This window comes from Rhizobacter sp. SG703, from assembly GCF_012275445.1.
GTDB lineage: Bacteria > Pseudomonadota > Gammaproteobacteria > Burkholderiales > Burkholderiaceae_C > Rhizobacter.
In genome coordinates this window covers 139,841-159,329 of sequence record NZ_JAAZQK010000008.1, presented here as the reverse complement: position 1 = coordinate 159,329, position 19,489 = coordinate 139,841, and the positions used below count along the sequence as shown (strand labels likewise).

Here is a 19,489-nt window from a genome sequence, read left to right as displayed (position 1 = left end):
GGAAGAACATGACAAGCGCCTACGACTTCGAAGCCACCACCATCGACGGCAAGCCGGCGCCGCTCGCCGCGCAACGCGGCAAGGTGCTGCTGATCGTCAACACCGCGAGCGCCTGCGGCTTCACGCCGCAGTTCGCCGGGCTGGAGGCGCTGTGGAAGAAGTACGCCGACAAGGGTCTGGTCGTGGTCGGCTTCCCGAGCAACCAGTTCGGCCACCAGGACCCGGGCAGCAACGACGAGATCTCGTCGTTCTGCCAGCTGAACTACGGCGTCAGCTTCCCGATGATGGCCAAGACCGATGTGAACGGCAGCGACGCCCACCCGCTCTACAAATGGCTGACCGCCGAAGCGCCGGGCATCCTCGGCACCAAGGCGATCAAGTGGAACTTCACGAAGTTCCTGGTCGGCAAGGACGGCCAGGTGATCAAGCGCTATGCGCCGACCGACACGCCCGAATCGTTGTCGGCCGACATCGAAGCGGCGCTCTCTGCCTGAACCAGCTCGGCCGGCGCGTTGCCCGCGGGCGCGACGCACACGCGGTTGCGGCCGGCCGCCTTCGCGACGTAGAGCGCGGTGTCGGCGCGCGACAGCAGCGCCTCGAGCGAATCGCCCGCCGGCAGGATCACCGCGACGCCGACGCTGACCGTCGGGCGGATCGGCCGGCCCGCGTCGTCGTCGACGCTCAAGGCCTCGATCGCGACGCGCAGCCGCTCGGCGGCCGCCACCGCGCCGTCGTGGCCGGTCTCCGGCAGCAGCGCGACGAACTCCTCGCCGCCCCAGCGGCCGAACACGTCGAGCTCGCGCAACGCGCCCTGGCAGGCGTGCGACACCGCCTGCAGCACGCGGTCGCCGGCCGGGTGGCCGTGCTCGTCGTTGACGCGCTTGAAATGATCGATGTCGAGCAGCAGCACCGAGAAGCTCGCCGCGGTGCGGCCGACGCGCTTCAGCTCGACGCCGCCGCGCGCCGCGATCGCGCGGCGGTTCAGCGCGCCGGTCAGCGGGTCGGTGGTGGCCAGCGTCTCCAGCTGGTCCTGCGCCTGCTTCAGCGCCGTCACCTCGGTCAGGCTGCACAGCCAGCCGGGCTCGTCTTCATGCACCAGCGGCACGCAGCGCACCAGCACCCAGAACGGCGTGCTGTCGCCGCGCTGCAGGCACATCTCGCTGACGCGGCCGGCCTCGATCTGCTCCTGCGACGACAGGCTCTTGATCAGGTCGTGCAGCTGCTCGTGCGCGCTCTGGCGGGCGCTCGCGGCGTCGGTGGTGCCGTCGTCGCCGAACAGGCGCAGCAACGCGGCGTTGGCCATCACGATCGACAGGTCGGCCTGGCGCAGCACCGCGACCGGTGCCGGCGCGGCCTGCAGCACGTCTTCGGCGGCCTTGCGGCGCAGCGACACCAGCGCCTCGCGGCGGCGCTTCTCGGCATAGCCCAGCAACAGCAGCAGCGCGGCGAGCGCGCCGGCCTCCAGCGGCATCGTGCGCAGCGCGGCCCAGCGCAGCTGCGCGCGGTCGACCACCATCGCGTAGCGCCACGGCGTGGATTCGATGTCGTAGACCAGCGCCCAGTCGGCCGCCAGTTCCTGCCGGTTGTTGGCCGGCGCGGTGCGCAGCGCGCTCCAGTCGCCAGTCGCCCCGGCGCGCTGCGCGACCTGCTGCAGCGTCGGCGCCTTGTCGGAAGCGCCGCCGACCATCGTCGGGTGCGCGATCACGCGGTCGCGGTCGTCGAGGATGAAGGCGGTCGCGATGCCGAGCGCGGGCCGGCGCACGTACTGCGACAGGCTGTCGAGCTGGAAATCCATCGCCGCGATCGCCCGGTACCGGCCTTCGGCGTCGTCGATCGGGATCGCCAGCGTGCTGATCAGCCCGTTGCCCTTCGGGTCGTCGTACGAGGCCGACCAGACCGGCGCACGGCCGGGGTTGCGCTCGACCAGGCCGTCGCGGTAGGCGTCGCGGGCCAGCATGTCGGGCGTGAACAATTGCAGGTCGTCGGAGGCCGGCGGGTAGATCAGGTGGAACCCCTGGCCCGACAGGTAGTAGACCGCGGCGGCCGCCGATTGCGTGCTGCGGGCCTGGATCAGCGCCGGGCCGAGCGACAGCGCGATCTCGATCTCGCGGCCCTTCTCGCGGCCCGCGTCGCTGTCCGGCAGCGCCTTCGGGCCGGCCATGCTGAAGGCCGGCGAATCGGAATGGTTGTTGACGGACGCGCGCGCGGTGTGGTGCGCAGCGCGCGTCGTCGGCAGCAGCACGGTGGTGCCCGGCAGGTCCAGCCGTTCGGCGAGCGCCGCCTGGTGCTCCTTCGACAGCGCGAGCCCCTGCTGCTGGAACAGGCCGTTCGCGACGCCCTGCAGCATGAAGACGCTGTTGCGCGCCGAGCGCGTCGACAACCCGACCTCGCGCGCCGCCTCGTGCGCGGCGTCCCGCATGTCGCCCCACAGCCGGTCCTGGCGGGCCGACCAGGCGACCGCGAAGATGCCGGCCGCCAACGTCACCACGGTGAGGTAGGCGGCCCAGTGCGCCTTGTTGCGGATCGATCTGACAGTCACTCGGGGGAACTCGCTTGTCTGGTCCTGCGCCGGGACGGCGCGGACGCCGGCCGGACATCGGCGGCGCCTCGCCCGAGGGATATCGGCCGCGTCGGCCGGGGGCTGAAGGCCGTCGCCGATAATTTGCATCCGACACCGACTTCTCCACCCAAGGCAGCATCATGTTCGAGCACGTCGACGCCTACGCGGGCGATCCCATCCTGACCCTCAACGAGGCCTTCGGCCGCGACCCCCGGCCGCACAAGATCAACCTGAGCATCGGCATCTACTTCGACGACGACGGCCGGCTGCCGGTGATGCGCGCGGTGCGCGAGGCCGAATCGGCGATGCTGCAGACGATTGGCGCGCGCCCCTACCAGCCGATGGAAGGCGCGGCCAACTACCGGCAGGCGGTGCAGCACCTGCTGTTCGGCGCCACGCACGAGGCGGTGACCAGCGGCCGGGTCGCGACCATCCAGACGCTCGGCGGCTCCGGCGGGCTGAAGGTGGGTGGCGATTTCCTGAAGCGCTACTTCCCGAATTCCAACGTGTGGGTCAGCGACCCGACCTGGGACAACCACCGCGCGATGTTCGAAGGTGCCGGATTCGCCGTCAGCACCTACCCGTACTACGACGCGGCCACCGGCGGCGTGCGCTTCCCCGAGATGCTGGCCGCGTTGTCGGTGCTGCCGGAGAAGAGCATCGTGCTGCTGCACGCCTGCTGCCACAACCCGACCGGTGTCGACCTGAGCGCGGCGCAATGGGCCGAGCTGATCCCGGTGCTGGCGCGGCGCCAGCTGATTCCGTACGTGGACATCGCGTACCAGGGCTTCGGCGACGGCATTGCGCAGGACGCGTTCGCGATCCGCGCGCTGGCCGATGCGGGCTTGAGCTTCTTCGTCGCGAGTTCGTTCTCGAAGAGCTTCTCGCTGTATGGCGAGCGCTGCGGCGGCCTGAGCGTGGTGTGCCCGAACGCGGCCGAGGCCGCGCTGGTGCTCGGCCAGATGAAGGCGACGATCCGCAAGAACTACAGCAGCCCGCCGACGCACGGCGGCCAGATCGTCGCGCGGGTGCTGCAGACGCCGGCGCTGTACGCGCAGTGGGCCGCCGAGCTCGACGCGATGCGCGCGCGCATCAAGGCGATGCGCGAGAAGCTGCATGCGGTGCTGAGCGCGAAGCTGCCGGGCCGCGACTTCGGCTACTTCCTGAGCCAGCGCGGGATGTTCAGCTACACCGGGCTCAGCGCCGAGCAGTGCGACCGCCTGCGCGAGGAGCACGCGGTGTACCTGGTGCGCTCGGGGCGCATGTGCGTGGCCGGGTTGAACTCGGGCAACGTCGAGGCGACGGCGGTGGCGATGGCCGAGGTGCTGAAGTAGCCAGGATGCCAATCCGGGGACATCGGCGCGGCAGGTCGGTCAGACCTTCACCCAGTCCTGCGGGCCCTGATCGTCCAGCCGCTCGTAGCGGTCGATGAGGCGGTCCACCACGCGGTCATGCATGACCTGGCTGACCGGAGAGGCATCCTTCAGTTGCGATGCTTCGTCGTCGGTCAACTGCTTGCCGGACGACCTCATGAAATTGTTGTGAACAGTGACGAGATTGGCGTTTGGCTCTTTCGCGAGCGTTTTCAATGACCGGAGGCTGCTCACACGGAACATGGGGGCGGGAGTGCAGGCAGATCGGCGCCCGCGACACGCCCTGAACGAAGGTGCTCAGGGCGGATCGGTTTTTGATGGGAGTGATGTCGTTTGGCATGCAGCGGACTCCTGTTGCAATGGATTTGCCGAAGGCCCCCTGAGTCGCCGGATCGACGTGCCCGGCTCCATCCGAAGTTCATATGCCGTCCGTCAAGACGGACAGAAACGAACGGCTTGCGAACAAGGTTGTGTAAGGACTCCGGCCCGCCGCCGACAGAGTCCCGCCAGCGCGTGGGATTCACCCTCGGCTGCACCCCCATACCAACCTGAAGGAATCGATCATGCTGAACCTGAAGTCCGGCCTCGCCCTGGCCACCACCGCTGCCGCCCTGTTCTCGCTGGGCACCGTTGCCACCAGCGTCCAAGCCGCCGACGAAGGCAGCGTCAAGTGCGCCGGCGTCAACAGCTGCAAGGGCACGTCCGACTGCAAGACCGCGAAGAGCGAATGCAAGGGCCAGAACGGCTGCAAGGGCCAGGGCTGGGTCGGCAAGAAGACCGCCGCGGAGTGCACCAGCGCCGGCGGCACCGTGCTGAAGTAAAAACGCTTCCGGCACGGCGGGCCCTGCTCCCGTGCCGGCCTCTTTTCATTCGGTGGCCACCTCCATGAACGCTTCGCTGCACGGCTTCGGGCTCGGTCTGCGCACCGAGCACTACCGCGATTTCTGCGACGGCGATGCGTCGTTGCGACGGCGCGTCGACTGGCTGGAAGTGATCTCCGAGAACTACATGGTGCCCGGCGGCAAGCCGCTGCACCACCTCGACCGCATCCGCCGCGACCACCCGATGGCGATGCACGGCGTGTCGCTGTCGATCGGCAGCGCCGACCCGCTGAACGCCGGCTACCTGCGCGACCTGAAGGCGCTGGCGCAGCGCATCGAGCCGGCGTGGGTGTCCGACCACCTGTGCTGGACCGGCGTCGACCACCACAACCTGCACGACCTGATGCCGATGCCGTACACCGAGGCGGCGCTGCGCCACCTGGTGCCGCGCGTGCGCCAGGTGCAGGACCTGCTCGGCCGGCGGCTGGTGCTGGAGAACGTGTCGAGCTATGTGAGCTTCGCGGCCGACGAGATGAGCGAATGGGAGTTCATCGCCGAGCTGCTGCAGCGGGCCGATTGCGAGCTGCTGCTGGACGTCAACAACGTGCACGTCAGCAGCGTGAACCATGGCTTCGACGCACGCCGCTTCATCGACGCGATGCCGCGCGAGCGGGTGCGTCAGATTCACCTGGCCGGGCACGAGGACCATGGCGATTACCTGATCGACACGCACGACCACCCGGTCTGCGCAGCGGTGTGGGATCTCTATGGCTACACGGTGCGGCGCCTGGGCCGCGTGCCGGCGATGATCGAGCGCGACGACCACATCCCGCCGCTGGCGGAGCTGGTGGCCGAGCTGGACCAGGCGCGGGCCGTGGAAGCGGCAGCACTGAACGAAGCGGTTGCCGCATGAGGGCCGATGCCGACGCAACGCCGCTGGCGGACCAGCAGCGCGCCTTGCACGCCGCGATGCTCGGTGCACCGGCCGGCCCTGGCCTGCTGCGCGAGCCCACGCAGCGCGAGCCGCTGCTGCGCATCTACCAGAACGCCTACCGCGCCCGGTTGATCGCGGCGCTGCGCGACAACCACGGCGTGCTGCCGCGCGCGATGGGCGACGAGGCCTTCGACGCGCTGGCCGAAGCCTACCTGCAGGCCCACCCGTCGCGGCATCCGTCGATCCGCTGGTTCGGGCACCGGCTGGCGGAGTTCATGGCCGCGCATCCGGCGCTGGTGCCGCACCCGGCCTTCGTCGACCTGGCGCGCATGGAGTGGGCGCTGCGCGAGGCCTTCGACGCGGCCGATGCGGTGCCGATGACGCCGCAGGAACTGGCCGCGTTGCCGGCCGATGGCTGGCCGCAGCGCGTGTTGCGCTTTCACCCGAGCGTGCAGGTGCTGACCCTCGACTGGCAGGTGGAGCCGGCCTGGCGCGCGCTGCAGGGCGAGGATGAGCCTGAGCTGGAGGAGCCCGAGGCGGGCGAGCATCCGCTGATCGTCTGGCGGCCGATGCTGGAGACGCGCTGGCGGACGGCGGCCAACGCGCTGGAGGCGCAGCTGCTGGCGGCAGCGATGCGGGGCGAGGATTTCATCGTGCTGTGCGCGATGGCGGGCGATGCGGCACGCGTGGTCGGCACGATCCAGCAATGGGTCGCTGAAGGCTTGCTGCTGCCGTAGCCCTCAGAGCACGCCGCGCAGCAGCGCCGGCGGGTCGAGGTCTTGCGCGATGCGTCCACGCTGCAACACGACCACGCGCTCGGCCATCGCGATGGTTTCCGGGCGGTGGGCCACGATGATGCGCGTCAGCGCGAGCTGCCTGATCGATGCATTGACCTGCCGCTCGTTCCACACATCGAGGTGGCTGGTCGCCTCGTCCAGCACCAGGATCTTCGGGTTCTTGTAGAGCGCCCGCGCCAGCAGCAGGCGCTGCTCCTGTCCGCCCGACAGGCCACAGCCGCTGTCGCCGACGAGCGTGTGAAAGCGCATCGGCATCGCGCTGACCTCGTCGTGGATCGATGCAAGCCGGGCGCAGGCCTCGACCCGCTCGGGGGCCGGTGACGGGTCGAAGAGGCTGATGTTGTCGGCAATCGATCCGGCGAAGAGCTGGTCGTCCTGCATCACGGTGGCCACCATCTCGCGCAAGTTGCGCAGCCCCAACTGCTTCAGCTTGACGCCGCCGACCAGCACGTCGCCGGCCGTCGGCTCGAGCAGGCCCAGCATCAGCTTGACGAGCGTCGTCTTGCCGCAGCCCGAGGGCCCGGTGATCGCGAGGCACTGCCCGGCGGGGATCTTCAGCGACACGTCTTCGAGTACCCACGGCTCGCCGTCGGCATGGCGGAACGACAGGCCCTTCAACTCGATCTCCGGTTGCACGTGCCTGGGGTCGACCTCGACATCCTGCGATTCATCCTCGGGCGGCGTCAGCACGATGTCGGCCACGCGCTCGCCGTGAAGGCGCAGCATGCGCAGCTCGAAGAGCTTGTCGATCAACGCGGCCATGCGCTGCGTGAATTGATCCTTGTAGCTGATGAAGGCGAACAGCATTCCGACCGAGAAGCGCGTGTCCAGCACCGCCAGCGCCGCCAGCCAGACGACGATCACGCGCTCGGCGCCGAACAGCAGCGTGTTGGCCGTCTGGTACGAGACGCTCAGCCGCGCGATCCGCAGGTCGGCATTGAACTGGTCGGCCAGCGCGTTCATGTAGCCGATTCGGCGCACCTCGACACGATTGAACAGGCGCAGGCTCTGCACGCCGCGCGTCGATTCGATGAAGTGGCTTTGCTGCCGGGCGGCATGGATGATCTGCTCTGCGGTGGCTTCGCGCATCGAGCGCAAGAGCGCCCAGCGCAGCAACGCATAGAGCAGCACGGCCGCGCCGGCCACCAGCGTGAGGCGCAGGCTGTAGAGGCACATCACGACCAGCGTGCCCAGCACCAGCACGCCGTCGATGACACCTTCGACGAACTGGGTGGTCAAGCTGCGCTGGATCGCCTGGATCGAACCGAAGCGCGAGACGATGTCGCCCAGGTGCCGCTTCTCGAACCAAGCCAGTGGCAGCTTCATCAGGTGCCCGAATGCATGGCCGAGCCATTGGAAGTTGAGGTTCGTCGCGAGCACGGTGGTGACCCAGGAGCGCACGCCCGACAGCGAGCCCTGCACCAGCGCCAGCAACAGGAAGCCGATGCCGAGAACGGTCACCAGGTCGCGGTCAGCCGACACCACGGCCTCGTCGATGACCCATTGCAGGTAGAACGGCGCGGTGAGCGCGCAGACCTGCAGCGCCGAGCCGAGCAGCAGCAACTGCAGCAGCCCGGCCCGCAGGCCGCTCACCCGGCCCATCAACGAGCGCAGGCTGATCTGCTGGCGCTCTTCCTTCTTCGTGAACTGCGCATCGGGCGAGGCTTCCAGTGCGACGCCGGTGAAGTGCCTGCCCAGTTGCTCCAGCGACAGGCGCCGCTCGCCGACCGCCGGGTCGTGCAGGGTCGCATGACCTGCCGTCGCGGCCTTCAGCACCACGAAGTGGTTCATGTCCCAGTGCAGGACGCAGGGCAGCTTCAAGTCCCCGATGCGCTCCAACGCCAGCTTCAGCGGGCGTGTGTGCAATTGCAGGCCGCGCGCGATCGTGATGAGGCTCTTCAGCGTGGCGCCTTTCAGCGATACCGGGAAGCGCCTGCGCATGTGCGGCAGATCGATCCGATGACCGTGGAAGCAGGCCACCATCGCGAGGCAGGCGAGACCGCATTCGGCCGCCTCGGTCTGCAGGATCACGGGCAGGCGCTGCGTGCGCCAGAAGGCGAAGTCTGGCCGGCGGAACTCCATACGTCAGGTACTTCAGGCTCGGCCCGTGATGCTGTACAGCGGCTCGAGGATCCACTCATGGAGCCGGCGCTGTTCGAGCAGCACGCTCGCCTCCAGCACCATGCCCGATTTGAGCGGCTGTGCGATTCCATAGGCCTGGATGTCTTGCCGGTCGAGGCTGACGCGGATGCGATAGAGCGGCTCCGACGTCGAGCCCGCGGACGCGACGACGCCGGGAAACGGTAAATCCTCAGGGCGCATCGCGATGCGGGACACCTCTCGCACGCGACCCCCGTGCTGCCCGAACTTCTGGTAGGAGAAGGCCTGGTAGCGCAGCATGACGGTCATGCCGGCCTGGATGAATCCGGCGGCGCGCGAAGGTGCGTAGAGCTCGGCTTCGAGCAGACCGTCGTCCGGCAACACGATGGCCAAGGCCTGGTTCGGTGCCACGGTGTGTCCCGGCTCTGCTGCGATGGCGGCGACGATGCCATCGTGCGGCGCACGCACCCAGATCTGGCGTCGCGCTTCGTTCTCAATGAGCTCCTGTTCGACGGCCGCCATGTTGCGGCGCGCCGCCTGCTGGTCGCGCTCGCCCTGAACGACGAGGTCGCGAAGCTCGGCCTGGCTGCTTGCGAGCTCGCGCGCGGCCGAGGCCGCGGCACGCTCGAGATCGCCGAGGCGTTGCCGCTGGTCGAGCAGTTCGGCCAAGCGGTCTTGCAACTGCGCGGCGGAGATGAAGTGGGCGGCCTGCAGATCGGTATAGCGGCGGACCGATTCATCGGCGAGCGCGACGCGGCGGGCCTGAAGTGTCCGCTGTCCATCGACTCGCTTGATCTCGTCGGCGAGGTCGCGTGCACGGTGTTCCGTCGCTTGCCTGCGTTGCGTGGACTGGCGCGACTGCTGAAGGGCGTCGGCCTCGAAGCTGTCGCGACGGGATCGCAACAGGTCGGACACCGTTTGCTCGGCGTTGCCTTGCGTCGCGGTGGCGTGCTCGCTGCGCAGCACGAAGAGCACGTCGCCCGCCTTCACGGATTGCCCGTCCACCACGCGGCGCTCGGCAACCAGGCCCGATTGCGACGACACGACGCGGATCACGCCGGCGCTCGGCAGGATCACGCCGGACACCTGGGCCTTGCGGGTGTAGCTGAAGAACGAGAAGAACAGGACGATGGCGATCGCGAGCGACGTGAAGAGGCCAGTCAGCAGCGCGAACGAGGGTGGTCGGGTGAGCAGGATGTCGCCGAAGCCGCGGGCGGCGGCGTGCTGCAAGGCTTGCTCTCTGAACAGCGGGAGCGTCATGGGGAAGGCTCGAGGTGCGGTGATGGCTGTGCTGTTGGAAAAAGGGCTGACCGCTTGCGATGATTCTTCATGTGGACACGCAGATTCAAATCATCACGAGATCAACCTAGCTTCGCCCCGTGTTCAATTGCAATCGCCATCAAGATGACGATGACCCTTCGATGCGTCGCTACATCAGTTCTTCGTTTGCGAGCCAGCGGAAATGTCTTCGCGCACAAAAAACAACCGGCAGGGCCACGACGCCCATGGTGGCCCAAGCTAAGATAGCTTCAATTAAGTACATCAATACCTCTTTTCCAATTGTCAGTCCATGCCCTCAGGATTGGGCAATATCGAATGCAAGAACAATCGTTGAAGGCAGGTTGGCAAAGAAATGAGTCAAAACCAGGACCCAGTAGTATGAGTGCGGCAATCTTTCGCGCCAGTGAAGAAGCGTGAGACTGAATATCAGAAATGCCCAGAACGCCACAACTGCCTGGAGCGGAACTATCATTCCATGCAATGCCGCCCATACCGAAGCACATAGAAGGGAAGGACCAACTCTGCCTTGGATTATTCTCTCTGCTATCACCATCATTGGAACCAATATGGCTGATTCGAAGAGTGGCGCGATGATCAAAGCCGCAATGCCATCAATGATCGGGTTGTAGGGCTCTGTTTCTGCTGAGGGTATGCTATTTCTCAGTAATGCCAGCAGGACGAACGGGGGCAGAATGGCGGCGATGGCTGCCAACAGTGAAAATAACCACGGATTCTCTCTTGTCCAGCCCAGGAGTGCTTTCGGAAAAGTCGACACTTGTGTCCCCCGTGATTGTTTGTCCGGCCACCTACGGGCAGCGGCCGGACTGTAGAGAATTAGGCGCCCAGGTTTCCGCCGTTCAAGGCGTCAAGAAACATGTCTTGGCCAGTGAATTGCATGACATTTTGGGCTCCGTTCAGGCCTCCTTTAACCGTCTGGTATGCAGCTTTGATGATTACCACAACATCTCGGAGACCGAGCGCACCACTCACTTCATCAATTTCAGCCAATGACAATTCTTCCATGATTTCCTCGTTTGAAAAATATCGAGAACCGACGCTCGATTTTCGTCATCAGTAGCCAACGATATTTCAGTTGGCTCGCAGATGAGCGAGTCTATTCAAGAGGATAGGCCGAGTCGACATGCCATGTGGACTCCTCTTTCTTGAGGATATCTATAAACCAGATGGCGGTATGAGCCGAATATGTGGATTCAACTCTGGCGATGAAGATATTCGTGGTAGGACATCGCGCGTGCCGCGCGTTGTGTGATGACCACCTGCTACGCCGGCGCTGCTTACGCCTTCTTCTCCCGCGGCACCCTTCCCATCAGGTAGAACTCATCATTCGGCCGCAGGCTCATCAGGTTCGCCATCCGGTTGCTCAAGCCGAACAACGCGGTGATCGCGCCGATGTCCCAGATGTCCTCGTCGTCGAAGCCGTGCGCGTGCAGCGCCTCGAAGTCCGCGTCGACGATGTTCGCCGCGTCGTTGCAGACCTTCATCGCGAAGCCGAGCATCGCCTTCTGCCGCGGCGTGATGTCGGCCTTCAGGTAATTGACAGCGACCTGGTCGGCGACCTGTGGCTGCTTCTCGTAGACCCGCAGGATCGCGCCGTGCGCGACCACGCAGTACAGGCAGTTGTTCGCCCCCGAGGTCGCGACGATGATCATCTCGCGCTCGCCCTTCGTCAGGTGCCCGCCTTCCTTCAGCAGCAGCGCGTCGTGGTACGCGAAGAAGGCCCTCGCCTCGTCGGGCCGGTGCGCGAAGCCGAGGAACACGTTCGGCACGAAGCCGGCCTTCTGCTGCACCTCGAGGATGCGCGAGCGAATGTCGTCGGGCAGGCCGGCGATGTCGGGCACCGGATAGCGGCTGAGGGGTGGGCGGCTCATGGGCGTCTCCTGGTCGGGGGGTCGCGCCAGGATACGTCGCACCCCGGGCGTTAGCATGGCCGCCCGAAAGGATCCCCATGACGAAGAAAAGCGTGTCCGGCCTCGCCGGCCTGTCGTCGCTGGTCTATTCGACCGACACCGGCCGCACCTGCCCCGACTGCCGCCAGCCGATCGCGCGATGCATCTGCAAGGCGCAGAAGGCGCTGCCGCAGGGCGACGGCATCGTGCGGGTGTCGCGCGAGACCAAGGGCCGCAAGGGCAAGGGCGTCACGCTGGTCAAGGGCCTGCTGCTCGACGACGACGCGTTGAACCAGATGGCGCGCGAGCTGAAGGCGGCCTGCGGCGTCGGCGGCACCGTGAAAGACGGCGTGATCGAACTGCAGGGCGACCACATCGACACCGTGGTCGAGCGGCTGAAGAAGGCCGGCCACACCGCGAAGCGCGCCGGCGGCTGATCAGGGCGGCGCGGCTTCCTGCGGCAGGTACTTGCGCAGCAACGGCACCGTCATGCTGAAGCGCGCCGCCGACACCGTCGCAATGAAGCAGGACTCGCCGGCCTGGCGCGGGTTGTCCATCGCGGCGATGAAGAGCAACTGGCCGCTGCCACGCCGCCACAGCACGATGCGCGACACCGGTAGCCCGTCGTGCTCGATCACCGGGTAGAGCCGGTGCATCTCGGCGAGCACCGTGCGGCGGTCGGTGTCGTCGAGCAGCGCGCTCTGGTCATCGCGCCCGAACTGGATCCAGTCGGCGCTCACGCAACTCGGCACGCCGGCGACGTTGCCCGGTGCCGGAAGCGGCGCCTCGGCAGCCTGCACGGACAGCGCCCACGCGCCCCATGCCAGTGCCATGATCCCTCGCCCGGTGCGCGTCCTTGCCACTCTCGCCACTCCTTGAGCCGCCGCGCCAGGCAGCTTACGCCGCGCTGACCGCCACGCCGCGCGCAGGGGTGTTGGGTGTCGGCGCATCGGCAACGAGGATCGATCGGCCGAATCAGCAACACGCCGGCAACGCGATCTGAATATCATCGTCGGCTGCGCGATGGGGCGCACGCAGGAGTCCTGATCGATGTCGATGGTCCAGCTGGCGCTGCGTCGCCCCTACACGTTCATCGTGATGGCCTTGCTGATCGTGCTGGCCACGCCGTTCGCGCTGCGCAACATGGCGACCGACATCTTCCCGGAAATCAACATTCCGGTGATCAGCATCATCTGGAACTACGGTGGGCTGTCGGCGCAGGAGATGGGCCAGCGCATCTCGGCCCAGAGCGAGCGCGGGCTCACCACCACCGTCAGCGACATCGAGCACATCGAGTCGCAATCGCTCGCCGGCATCGCGGTCATCAAGGTCTTCTTCCAGCCGACCGCCAACATCCAGACCGCGATCGCGCAGGTGGTCGCGTCGATGCAGACCCAGGTGCGCCAGCTGCCGCCGGGCATCACGCCGCCGCTGGTCATCAAGTACTCGGCCTCCAGCATCCCGGTGATCCAGCTCGCGCTGTCGAGCCCGACGCTGCCCGAGCAGGCGGTGTTCGACGCCGCCGTCAACCAGCTGCGCCCGCAGCTGATCACGATCCCCGGCGTGGCCGTGCCCTTTCCGTACGGCGGCAAGAACCGGCTGATCTCGGTCGACCTCGACACCGCGGCGCTGCAGGCGCGCGGGCTGTCGCCGGCCGACGTGGTCAATGCGGTGAACCTGCAGAACCTGATCCTGCCGTCGGGCACCGCGAAGTTCGGCGCCACCGAGTACACCGTCAAGATGAACGGCTCGCCCGACGCGATCGCCGGACTGGGCGACCTGCCGGTGCGCACCACCCTCAGCGGCAACACCGGCGCCACCACCTACCTGCGCGACGTCGCGTCGGTGCGCGACGGCTTCTCGCCGCAGACCAACATCGTTCGCCAGGACGGCGCGCGCGGCGTGCTGCTGTCGGTGCTGAAGAACGGCGGCGCGTCGACGCTCGACATCGTCGACAACCTGCGCGCGCTGCTGCCGCGCGCCGCGCAGACGCTGCCGGCCGACGTGAAGGTGACGCCGTTGTTCGACCAGTCGGTGTTCGTGAAGGCGGCCGTCAAGGGCGTGGTCGCCGAAGCGGTGATCGCCGCGCTGCTGACGGCCGCGATGGTGCTGCTGTTCCTCGGCAACTGGCGCAGCACGCTGATCATCGCGGCAACGATCCCGCTGTCGATCCTCGCATCGATCCTGGTGCTGCAGATGCTCGGCGAGACGCTGAACCTGATGACGCTGGGCGGGCTCGCGCTGTCGGTGGGCATCCTGGTCGACCAGGCGATCGTGACGATCGAGAACATCGAGCGCCACCTGCACCTGGGCACGCCGCTGCTGGAGGCGATCGAGGTCGGCGCCGGCGAGATCGGCGTGCCGGCCTTCGTGTCCACGCTGTGCATCTGCATCGTGTTCGTGCCGATGTTCTTCCTGTCGGGCGTCGCGCGCTTCCTGTTCGTGCCGATGGCCGAGGCGGTGGTGTTCGCGATGATCGCGTCGTACCTGCTGTCGCGCACGCTGGTGCCGACGCTGGTGATGCTGCTGATGGCGAAGTCGCATGCGCCATCCGCGGACACGCCGCCCCATGCGCTGCAGCGCCTGTACCGCGCCTTCGACCGCCAGTTCGAGCGCGTGCGCCGCGTCTACACGCTGGCGCTGTCCGGGCTGCTGGCGCAGCGCAAGCGCTTTGCGCTGCTGTTCTCCGGCTTCTGCCTGCTGTCGTGCGGGCTGATCCCGTTCCTCGGCCGCGACTTCTTCCCGGGCGTCGACTCCGGCCAGATCCGGCTGCACCTGCGCGCGCCGACCGGCACCCGCATCGAAGAGACCGCAAGGCTGGCCGACGAGGTCGAAGCCGCCATCCGCGAGATGATCCCGGCCGACCAGCTGGAGACCATCCTCGACAACCTCGGCGTGCCCAACAGCGGCATCAACCTGTCGTACAGCAACGCCGGCACCATCGGCACGCTCGACGGCGAGCTGCAGCTGTCGCTGAAGGAAGGCCACCGGCCGACCGACGAATTCGTCAGCCTGCTGCGTGCCGAGCTGCCGAAGCGCTTCCCCGGCACCGAGTTCTTCTTCCAGCCGGCCGACATCGTCACGCAGATCCTGAACTTCGGGCTGCCGGCGGCGATCGACGTGCAGTTCACCGGCCAGAACCTGGCCGCCAACGCGGCATTGGCCGCCGAGCTGACGCGCAGGATCCGGCAGATTCCCGGCGCGGTCGATGCGCACGTGCACCAGCGCAACGACCTGCCGGCGCTCAACCTGACCATGGACCGCTCGCGGCTGCAGCAGCTCGGGCTGACCGCGTCGAACGTCGGGCAGAACGTGCTGATCTCGCTGTCGGGCAGTTCGCAGACGGCGCCGGCCTTCTGGCTGAACCCGCAGAACGGCGTGGTCTACAGCATCGCGGTGCAGACGCCGCAGTACAAGATCGATTCGCTGGATGCGCTGCTGAACATGCCGGTCGGCGCGGTGGGCGGGGCCACGGCGGGCACGGCCGCGGGCGCGGCCGGCAGCACCCAGCTGCTGGGCAACCTGGTCGAGGCCGCACCGGGGCGGCAGCTGGCGGTCGCGTCGCGCTACAACATCCTGCCGGCGATCGACGTCTACGTCAGCGTGCAGGGCACCGACCTCGCGACCGTCGCCGGCCGGGTGCAGCAGCTGGTCGACGAGCTGCAGCCGAAGCTGCCGCGCGGCAGCCAGGTGGTGCTGCGCGGCCAGGTGCAGACGATGCAGGCCTCGTTCATCGGGCTGGGCGTCGGCCTCGCGATGGCGATCGTGCTGGTCTACCTGCTGATCGTCGTCAACTTCCAGAGCTGGATCGATGCGCTGATCATCATTGCCGCGTTGCCCGCGGCGCTGGCCGGCATCGCGTGGATGCTGTTCATCACCGGCACCACGCTGAGCGTGCCGGCGCTCACCGGCGCGATCATGACGATGGGCGTGGCCACCGCGAACAGCATCCTGCTGGTGTCGTTCGCGCGGCAGCGGCTGCAGGAAGGCGTGCCGGCGCTGTCGGCCGCGCTCGAAGCCGGCGCGACGCGGATCCGGCCGGTGCTGATGACGGCGCTCGCGATGATCATCGGCATGATCCCGATGGCGCTCGGTCTCGGCGAAGGCGCCGAGCAGAACGCGCCGCTCGGCCGCGCAGTGATCGGCGGGCTGCTGTTCGCCACCGTGTCGACCCTCTTCTTCGTGCCGGTGGTCTACGCCGGCGTGCACCGCCGGCTGGCGCAGCGCCGCACGGCGCACGCCCCTGCCCCCGATGCCGCGCTGCCGCCCGCTGCCAACCTCCAGGAGACCTGAGCCATGACCGAGCAGCGCCACGCCGCCCTGGGCATCCACGCCGCCGATGCGAACGATTCGCCCGATGCCATCCACCTGGCCGACCCGCTGCAGCGCAAGCAGGTGGCCCGCCGCATCCGCTGGCTGACCGTCGTCGTGCTGGTGCTGCTGGCGCTCGGCGCCGGCCGCACGGTGATCAGCCGCATGGGCAACGCCAAGGCCCTCGAGGCCGGCACCACCGAGCGCGCGAAGCAGTACGTGAAGACCACGCTGCCGAAGACTGCCGAGGCCGGCCAGACGCTCGCGCTGCCGGGCACGCTGCAGGGCTTCGTGCAGTCGCCCATTGCGGCACGCGCGGCCGGCTACCTGCGACGCTGGACCAAGGACATCGGGGCGCGCGTCGAGAAGGGCGAGGTGCTGGCCGAGATCGAATCGCCCGAGCTCGACCAGCAGCTGTCGCAGGCGGTGGCGGCGCGCGAGCAGGCTGCCTCCGGGCTGCAGCTGGCGACCAGCACCGTCGAGCGCTGGGAAAGCCTGCGCAAGAAAGACGTCGTCTCGCAGCAGGACCTGGACGAGCGCCGCGGCAGCGCCGCGCAGGCGCGCGCCAACCTGGCCGCGGCCGACGCGAACGTGCAGCGGCTACGACAGCTCGAAGGCTTCAAGCGCGTCGTGGCGCCGTTCGCCGGCGTGATCACGCGGCGCTACGTCGATGTGGGCGACCTGATCGACATGAGCGGCAAGCCGCTGTTCACGCTGTCGCAGACCGATCCGCTGCGCGTCTACGTGAACGTGCCGCAGTCGTCGGCGCAGCTGGTGAAGCCGGGGCAGCCGGTGGTCGTCACGCAGGGCGAGCTGCGCGGCCAGAGCTTCAAGGGCACGGTCGCGCGCACCGCGGCGTCGATCGACACCGGTACCCGCACGATGCAGGTCGAGATCGCGCTGCCCAACCCGAACGGCACGCTGCTGCCCGGCGCCTACGTGCAGGTGGCGCTGCCGCTGTCGGCCAGCCAGGCGATGCTGGTGCCGACCAATGCGCTGCTGTTCCGCGCCGAGGGCGCGCGCGTCGCGGTGGTCGACGGCAACGGCCGCGTCACGCTGAAGGCGGTGACGCTGGGGCGCAACTACGGCGAGTCGGTCGAGGTGCTCGACGGCCTGGCCGCCGACCAGCGGCTGGTGCTGAACCCGTCCGATTCGCTGGCCGACGGCGACCAGGTGACGGTGGCCGCGGCAGCATCGGCGCCGAAGGGGGCGCTGTGACGCTGCGCGGGTCGCTGTGCGCGGTCGCGCTCGCGCTCTCCGCGTGCGCCGCCGGTCCCGACTACCGGCCGCCGAAGCTCGACCTGCCGGTCAGCTGGCAGCTCGATGCGCCGTGGCGCGAGGCGACGCCGGACGACGCCGCGCTGAAGGGCCCGTGGTGGCAGCGCTTCGGCGACGCGCAGCTCGACGCGCTGGCGCAGCAGGCGCTCAGCGGCAGCCCGACGCTCGCGGCCGCCGCGGCGCGGCTGGCGCAGGCGCGGGCGGTGGTGGCGTCGAGTTCGTCGTCGCAGCTGCCGCAGCTGACGCTCAACACCCGCGACGCGCGCCAGCGCATCTCGGCCAACCGGCCGCTGACCAACTACAACTCGACCAACTTCACGACGATCCAGAACGACTTCACGCTGTCGCTCGCGGCCAGCTACGAGGTCGACCTGGCCGGCCGCGTGCAGCGTTCGGTCGAAGGCGCACGCGCGTCGGCCGAGCAGTCGGCGGCCGATGTCGAGAACACGCGGCTGCTGCTGACGGCCGAGCTGGCGGTCGACTACTTCAGCCTGCGCGCGCTCGACACCGAGCTCGACGTGCTGACGCGCTCGATCGCGCTGCAGCGGCGCTCGCTCGAGCTGGTGACGGCGCGCCGCGACCTCGGCGCGGCCTCGGGGCTCGACGTCGCGCAGCAGCAGGCGCTGCTCGACACCACGCTGACGCAGGTCGACGTGCTGCGCCGCCAGCGCGCGCAGTTCGAGCATGCGATCGCGACGCTGACCGGCACGCCGGCGCCGCTGTTCTCGCTGGCGCCCGAGGTGCGCCGCTACGAGCCGCCGGCGATCCCGCTGGGCGTGCCGTCCGAAGTGCTGCAGCGCCGGCCCGACGTGGCGGCGGCCGAGCGCGCGATGGCCGCGGCCAATGCGCAGATCGGCGTCGCGAGTGCTGCCTTCTACCCGAGCGTGCTGCTCGGGCCGTCGGTCGGCTACGAAAGCCGCGACCTGAGTTCTCTGTTCAACGCACCCAGCCTGCTGTGGTCGATCGGCGTGTCGGCGACGCAGTCGATCTTCGACGGCGGCCGGGTGCGCGCGAACGTCGATTTCGCGAAGGCCGGCTACGACCTGACGGTGGCCAATTACCGCCGCACCGTGCTGACCGCGATGCAGGAGGTCGAGGACGGCATCACCGGCCTGGCCGCGCTGGACCGTGCGAGCACGCAGGCGCAGACCGCGGTGGCTTCCGCCCGGCGGGTGCTCGAGATGGCGACCAGCCGCTACGAAGGCGGCGCGTCGACCTACTTCGACGTGATCACCGCGCAGCAGTCGCTGCTGGCCAGCGAGCGCCAGGCGGCGCAGCTGCTGGGGCAGCGGCAGCTCGGCTCGGTGTTCCTGGTGAAGGCGCTCGGGGGCGACTGGCAGTGCGGGGTGAAGGGGGCGAGCGGCGCGTCAGCCGCGGGCAGCTGACGCACGACGCCGGACCGGCATCGGACATTCGACCGATGCCGCCGCGGCGCCGATCCGGGGACAGTCGGGAACTCGACCACAGGAGTTCCCTCCCATGTTTTCCTTCCGATCTGCTTCCCCCCTGCTGCCGCGCGTCGCGTCGGCATTCGCCCTCGTCGGCGGCCTGCTGCTCGCCGGCACCGCCTCGGCCGCCGACCCCACCGTGCACCTGCGCGGCGAGGTCGTCGCGGTGCGCGACCACCAGGTCGACGTCAAGGCCCGCAACGGCACCGTGACCACCGTGCAGCTGCCCGACGGCTACCAGGTGATGGACGTCTCGAAGACCAGCATCGCCGCGGTCAGCGAGAACAGCTACCTCGGCATCGCCGCGGCCCCCGCTGACGGCGGCAAGGTGCGCGCCCTCGGCGTGATGGTGTTCCCCGAAGGCGCCCGCGGCCTCAACGAAGGCCACTTCCCGTGGGACCTCGGCAACAAGGGCACGATGACCAACGCCACCGTCGCGAAGCTGGTCAAGAAGGGCAGCACCAGCGAGCTGGAGATGCGCTTCGGCGACAAGAAGCAGGCGGTGCTGCTCGACAACGCCACCGTGTTCGGCCAGTTCGTGCCGGGCCAGCCGGCACTGGTCGTGTCCGGCGCCAAGGTGATGGTGATCGGCCAGCCGACCGACGGCGGCCCGGTGACCGCCCGCATCGTGCTGGTCGGCCGCGACGGCTTCATTCCGCCGATCTGAGCGCGGGATCCA

At 68.3% G+C, this 19,489-nt stretch carries 18 protein-coding genes; 10 read left to right on the top strand and 8 right to left on the bottom strand.

Annotation, left to right across the window (positions count from 1 at the left end):
- Positions 1-8: 8 nt before the first annotated feature.
- The gene (locus tag FHT26_RS18395; RefSeq protein ID WP_168561563.1) at positions 9-494 is read left to right on the top strand and encodes a glutathione peroxidase; all 486 of its coding nucleotides are present in this window, start codon (positions 9-11) and stop codon (positions 492-494) included.
- On the opposite strand, the gene FHT26_RS30515 is transcribed toward FHT26_RS18395, so the two are convergent.
- Positions 431-2,539, bottom strand: coding sequence for a diguanylate cyclase (locus tag FHT26_RS30515; RefSeq protein ID WP_168561562.1), 2,109 nt, complete (start codon positions 2,537-2,539; stop codon positions 431-433). The two genes, FHT26_RS18395 and FHT26_RS30515, sit on opposite strands and share 64 nt — an antisense overlap.
- 161 nt (positions 2,540-2,700) lie before the next feature.
- On the opposite strand from FHT26_RS30515, the gene FHT26_RS18385 reads away from it, so the two are divergent.
- Positions 2,701-3,894 (top strand): amino acid aminotransferase, encoded by a 1,194-nt coding sequence (locus FHT26_RS18385; RefSeq protein WP_168561561.1) that lies wholly within the window; start codon positions 2,701-2,703, stop codon positions 3,892-3,894.
- A 39-nt stretch (positions 3,895-3,933) separates the two neighbouring features.
- Here the strand turns inward: FHT26_RS18385 and FHT26_RS18380 are convergent, their stop codons facing one another.
- Positions 3,934-4,176, bottom strand: a complete 243-nt coding sequence (locus FHT26_RS18380; RefSeq protein WP_168561560.1) for a hypothetical protein — start codon at positions 4,174-4,176, stop codon at positions 3,934-3,936.
- Positions 4,177-4,496: 320 nt separating this feature from the next.
- On the opposite strand from FHT26_RS18380, the gene bufA2 reads away from it, so the two are divergent.
- From bufA2 to FHT26_RS18365, 3 genes are all read left to right on the top strand, one after another.
- Positions 4,497-4,754, top strand: coding sequence for a BufA2 family periplasmic bufferin-type metallophore (bufA2, locus tag FHT26_RS18375; protein WP_047501706.1), 258 nt, complete (start codon positions 4,497-4,499; stop codon positions 4,752-4,754).
- Between the two features lie 64 nt (positions 4,755-4,818).
- Positions 4,819-5,667, top strand: a complete 849-nt coding sequence (gene bufB, locus FHT26_RS18370; RefSeq protein WP_168561559.1) for an MNIO family bufferin maturase — start codon at positions 4,819-4,821, stop codon at positions 5,665-5,667.
- On the top strand, positions 5,664-6,425 hold the full coding sequence (locus FHT26_RS18365; protein WP_168561558.1) for an HvfC/BufC N-terminal domain-containing protein: 762 nt from the start codon (positions 5,664-5,666) through the stop codon (positions 6,423-6,425). The genes bufB and FHT26_RS18365 overlap by 4 nt, the downstream gene beginning before the upstream one ends.
- A 3-nt stretch (positions 6,426-6,428) precedes the next feature.
- Here FHT26_RS18365 and FHT26_RS18360 read toward each other — a convergent pair whose 3' ends face one another.
- From FHT26_RS18360 to FHT26_RS18340, 5 genes are all read right to left on the bottom strand, one after another.
- Positions 6,429-8,567, bottom strand: a complete 2,139-nt coding sequence (locus FHT26_RS18360) for a peptidase domain-containing ABC transporter (protein ID WP_168561557.1) — start codon at positions 8,565-8,567, stop codon at positions 6,429-6,431.
- Between the two features lie 12 nt (positions 8,568-8,579).
- A complete protein-coding gene (locus tag FHT26_RS18355) occupies positions 8,580-9,845 on the bottom strand; it encodes an HlyD family secretion protein (protein ID WP_168561556.1) in 1,266 nt (421 codons plus the stop codon).
- Positions 9,846-10,161: 316 nt separating this feature from the next.
- Positions 10,162-10,641, bottom strand: coding sequence for a hypothetical protein (locus FHT26_RS18350; RefSeq protein WP_168561555.1), 480 nt, complete (start codon positions 10,639-10,641; stop codon positions 10,162-10,164).
- Between the two features lie 59 nt (positions 10,642-10,700).
- A complete protein-coding gene (locus tag FHT26_RS18345; protein WP_168561554.1) occupies positions 10,701-10,889 on the bottom strand; it encodes a hypothetical protein in 189 nt (62 codons plus the stop codon).
- 272 nt (positions 10,890-11,161) lie between these two features.
- Positions 11,162-11,755, bottom strand: coding sequence for a peroxidase-related enzyme (locus tag FHT26_RS18340; protein WP_168561553.1), 594 nt, complete (start codon positions 11,753-11,755; stop codon positions 11,162-11,164).
- Positions 11,756-11,832: 77 nt separating this feature from the next.
- On the opposite strand from FHT26_RS18340, the gene FHT26_RS18335 reads away from it, so the two are divergent.
- Entirely contained in the window at positions 11,833-12,210 is a 378-nt protein-coding gene (locus FHT26_RS18335; RefSeq protein ID WP_210427471.1) for a translation initiation factor Sui1, read from the top strand.
- Here the strand turns inward: FHT26_RS18335 and FHT26_RS18330 are convergent, their stop codons facing one another.
- Complete coding sequence (locus FHT26_RS18330; protein ID WP_168561552.1) at positions 12,211-12,606, bottom strand: hypothetical protein; 396 nt, start codon at positions 12,604-12,606, stop codon at positions 12,211-12,213.
- 217 nt (positions 12,607-12,823) lie between these two features.
- Between FHT26_RS18330 and FHT26_RS18325 the strand changes: the two genes are divergently transcribed.
- From FHT26_RS18325 to FHT26_RS18310, 4 genes are all read left to right on the top strand, one after another.
- Positions 12,824-16,066, top strand: a complete 3,243-nt coding sequence (locus FHT26_RS18325; protein ID WP_168561551.1) for an efflux RND transporter permease subunit — start codon at positions 12,824-12,826, stop codon at positions 16,064-16,066.
- 3 nt (positions 16,067-16,069) lie between these two features.
- The gene (locus tag FHT26_RS18320; protein ID WP_168561550.1) at positions 16,070-17,302 is read left to right on the top strand and encodes an efflux RND transporter periplasmic adaptor subunit; all 1,233 of its coding nucleotides are present in this window, start codon (positions 16,070-16,072) and stop codon (positions 17,300-17,302) included.
- A complete protein-coding gene (locus FHT26_RS18315) occupies positions 17,299-18,747 on the top strand; it encodes an efflux transporter outer membrane subunit (protein WP_168561549.1) in 1,449 nt (482 codons plus the stop codon). Before FHT26_RS18320 ends, FHT26_RS18315 begins: the two co-directional genes overlap by 4 nt.
- 94 nt (positions 18,748-18,841) lie before the next feature.
- On the top strand, positions 18,842-19,477 hold the full coding sequence (locus FHT26_RS18310; protein WP_168561548.1) for a hypothetical protein: 636 nt from the start codon (positions 18,842-18,844) through the stop codon (positions 19,475-19,477).
- Positions 19,478-19,489 lie beyond the last annotated feature (12 nt).